This window comes from Dietzia sp. Cai40, assembly GCF_014145165.1.
GTDB lineage: Bacteria > Actinomycetota > Actinomycetes > Mycobacteriales > Mycobacteriaceae > Dietzia > Dietzia natronolimnaea.
Window position 1 is genome coordinate 1 of the sequence record NZ_JAALEB010000390.1, and the last position, 3615, is coordinate 3615.

Sequence of the window (3615 nt, forward strand, 5' to 3'; positions counted from 1 at the left end):
CGCGCGGCCGGACACCCCGCGTCCGCCGCCCGCTACATCGCGGCGCGGCCGCTGGAGGTGGCCGACAAGCTCGCCGACGGCGCCTACGACCTGCTCGTCGCCGATGTCCCGGATCACTCGGTCGCCCGGGTGGTGTCCCGCGCTCACCAACTGTTGCGTCCCGGCGGTGCGCTGGTCCTGATCGGTGAGCACGCACCGCTGCCGGAGGGCGCGGACCTGCCCGAACACGCACACGTCACCGTGCTGCCCGTCGGCGGCGGGCTGACCGTGGTCGCACTCTGAGCCCGCGCGCCCGGAGGCGGCGAACCCTGGACCGGACCCGGCTGGCGACTCAGCCGGGCAGCGACGTGACGGAGTTCTTGGACACGCTCACCACTCCGCCGGCACTGATCGGGAACCGGAGCCGGTCGCGCTCGTGATCCACGCCGATCACGTCGCCCGGGCCGATCGAGGAGTTCTTGTCCACGATCGCCCTGCGCACCACGGCGCCCCGACCGATGCGCACACCGGGCATCAGCACGCTGCCCTCCACCACGGCGCCGTCCTCGACCACCACGTTGTTCGAGACCACGGAGTTGCGCACGGTGGCCGCGGAGATGATCGTCCCCGCCCCCACCATCGACTCCTGGGACATGCCGCCGTTGACGAACTTGGCTGGCGGCAGATTGTCCTGCTGGGTCCGGATCGGCCACAGGTTGTTGTAGAGGTTGAACACCGGGTGCACTGAGACCAGGTCCACGTGGGCGTCGTAGAACGCGTCGATGGTCCCCACGTCACGCCAGTACCCCCGGTCGCGCTCCGTCTCGCCCGGGACCCGGTTGCGGGCGAAGTCGTAGACGTACGCGCGCTCCTGTTCCACCAGCGCGGGGATGATGTCCCCGCCCATGTCGTGGGTGGAATCCGGCTTCTCCGCGTCCGCCTTGAGGGCCGTGACGAGCGCATCCGTCGTGAAGATGTAGTTGCCCATCGAGGCGAACGTCGCATCCGGGTCGTCCGGCGTCCCCGGAGGATCGGAGGGCTTCTCGACCCAGTCCCGGATCAGGTCGTCGTCCCCCGCGTCGATGCAGCCGAAGGCGAAGGCCTCACTGCGGGGGACCCGGATCCCGGCGACCGTGACCGCGGCCCCCGTGGCGATGTGGTGGTCGAGCATCTGACGGGGGTCCATGCGGTAGACGTGATCGGCCCCGAAGACGACGATGTGGTCCGGCTTCTCGTCGTGGACCAGGTTCAGCGACTGCAGGATGGCGTCCGCCGACCCGGTGTACCACCGCGGTCCGAGCCGCTGCTGCGCGGGAACGGGGGTGATGTACTCGCCCCCCATCCCGCTCATGTGCCACACCTGGGAGATGTGCCGGTCGAGGGAGTGCGACTTGTACTGCGTGAGGACGCAGATCCGCATGAAACCGGCGTTGACGAGGTTGCTCAGGACGAAGTCGATCAACCTGTACGACCCGCCGAACGGCACCGCCGGTTTGGCGCGGTCCGCGGTGTGCGGGAAGAGGCGCTTGCCCTCGCCACCGGCGAGAACGATTGCTAGGACGTGCGGCTGGTTCCTCACCCCCCCACCGTAACGACTTCCGGGCCGTTGCCACGGACCATCACGGGACTTGCCCCCGCACCGCCCCGCGCCGACACCCCGTGGTCGGGCGGGGTTCACCCGCAACGGTCCCGTGCACGCCCCGGGGGGCTAGGTTGACCGGTGTGCGAGTAGCGATGATGACGAGGGAGTACCCACCGGAGGTCTACGGCGGGGCGGGGGTCCACGTGACCGAACTGGTGGCCACCCTGCGGCCGCTGTGCGAGGTCGACGTCCTGTGCATGGGCGCGGACCGCGACACCGCGCGGGCGTTCCGGCCCGATCCGGAGCTGGGCGAGGACGCCAACCCGGCGATCCGGACCCTCTCCGCCGGACTGCGCATGTGCGTGGCCGCGGAGGGGGCGGACATCGTCCACTCCCACACCTGGTACGCGGGCCTGGCCGGCCACCTCGCCGGGGAGCTCTACGGCATCCCCCACGTGGTGTCCGCGCACTCTCTCGAGCCCAGCCGACCCTGGAAGGCCGAGCAGCTCGGGGGCGGCTACCGCGTCTCGTCGTGGTCGGAGCGCAACGCCTTCGCCCACGCTGACGCCGTGGTCGCGGTGAGTGCACGGATGAAGGACGAGATCCTGCGCGTCTACCCCGAGGTCGATCCGGAGAAGATCCACGTGATCCTCAACGGCATCGACACCTCGGTGTGGTCACCGGTCGAGACGTTCGCCGGGGAGGACTCGGTCCTCCGGCGGCACGGTGTCGACCCGGACCGACCGATCGTGGCGTTCGTCGGTCGCATCACACGTCAGAAGGGAGTGCCCCACCTGGTCCGCGCGGCCCGAGATTTCCACCCGGACGCCCAGCTCGTGCTCTGTGCGGGTGCCCCGGACACCCCGGAGATCGCGGCCGAGATGGAATCACTGGTCGCCGACCTGCAGTCCACCCGGGACGGCGTCTTCTGGCTCCGCGACATGCTGCCGCGCGCGGAGGTCATCGAGATCCTCTCCGCCGCCACGGTGTTCGCGTGCCCGTCGGTGTACGAACCCCTCGGGATCGTCAACCTCGAGGCCATGGCCTGCGACACCGCCGTCGTCGCCTCCGATGTCGGCGGGATCCCGGAGGTCGTCGTCGACGGCGAGACCGGCACGCTCGTCCACTACGACGAGTCGGACCCGGACGCCTTCGAGGCCGGTCTCGCGGCCGCGGTCAACGAACTCGTCGTCGATCCGGGCAAGGCCGCCGCGTACGGCCGTGCCGGGCAGGAGCGGGCCCGGACGCGGTTCGCGTGGGAGGCGATCGCCGAGCAGACCCACGCGATGTACGCCTCACTCCTGTAGAGCGCCTACCTCCTGTAGAGCGCCTCACTCGTGTAGAGCGCCTCACTCGTGTAGAGCGCGTCACTCCTGCAGAGACCTGCGGAACGTCCGCACCTCGACGTGGACGCGGACCGGGCCGTCGCCGGACCCGATGGCCCGCTCGACCCCGGCCCGACCCAGGTGGACTCCACTGGGGCCCATGAGGGCCAGGTCCGCGGCGATCGCGGCGGGAACCGTGGTGGTGACGTCGACCACCCGGACCGGACCGGGGTCGAACCCGGCGGCCAGGTGCGTGTCCAGGCGCTCGGCCTTGTCCGCCGCGGGTGCGAGCATCCCGACCCGCGACCGCAGGGGCTCGAGATGACCCGGGCCCGGCACCGCGACGACGAGAGTCCCGCCCGGGCGGAGGACCCGAGCGAACTCGGCGGGGTTCCTCGGCGCGAAGACCACCTGGACCAGGTCGACACCGGCGTCCCGGAGGGGAAGACCGTCCCAGGTGTCGACGACCAACGCCGCGACGAGGGGATTGACGCGGGCCAGCCGGCGCGCGGCGGCCACCGAGAGCTCCGTGCCGATCCCGAGTGGCTCCCCGACCGCCTCCATGGCGTCCCCACCCGGCGCGACCCTCCGGTGCAGCGCGTCGACGACACGGTCGAGGTAGAACCCCGTCCCGGCCCCGGCGTCCAGGAGCACGGGGCGGGCGACCGCGCCGACCGCACCGGTCGCCACCTCGGCCAGGGCGTCGGCGACCCCGTCGAACACCCCGTG

General features: G+C 71.3%; 3 protein-coding genes and 1 pseudogene. 2 read left to right on the forward strand and 2 right to left on the reverse strand.

Annotated elements, in window-relative coordinates:
* A pseudogene (locus tag G6022_RS14120) lies at nt 1-282 on the forward strand (hypothetical protein); the annotation flags it as partial.
* A gap of 49 nt (nt 283-331) precedes the next feature.
* Here the strand turns inward: G6022_RS14120 and glgC are convergent.
* On the reverse strand, nt 332-1558 hold the full coding sequence (gene glgC / locus G6022_RS14125; RefSeq protein ID WP_179525590.1) for a glucose-1-phosphate adenylyltransferase: 1227 nt from the start codon (nt 1556-1558) through the stop codon (nt 332-334).
* Between the two features lie 143 nt (nt 1559-1701).
* On the opposite strand from glgC, the gene glgA reads away from it, so the two are divergent.
* A complete protein-coding gene (gene glgA, locus G6022_RS14130; RefSeq protein ID WP_347237831.1) occupies nt 1702-2868 on the forward strand; it encodes a glycogen synthase in 1167 nt (388 codons plus the stop codon).
* A 60-nt stretch (nt 2869-2928) separates the two neighbouring features.
* On the opposite strand, the gene G6022_RS14135 is transcribed toward glgA, so the two are convergent.
* A partial coding sequence (locus G6022_RS14135) for a methyltransferase type 11 (protein ID WP_182691819.1) occupies nt 2929-3615 on the reverse strand: 687 nt, incomplete at its 5' end.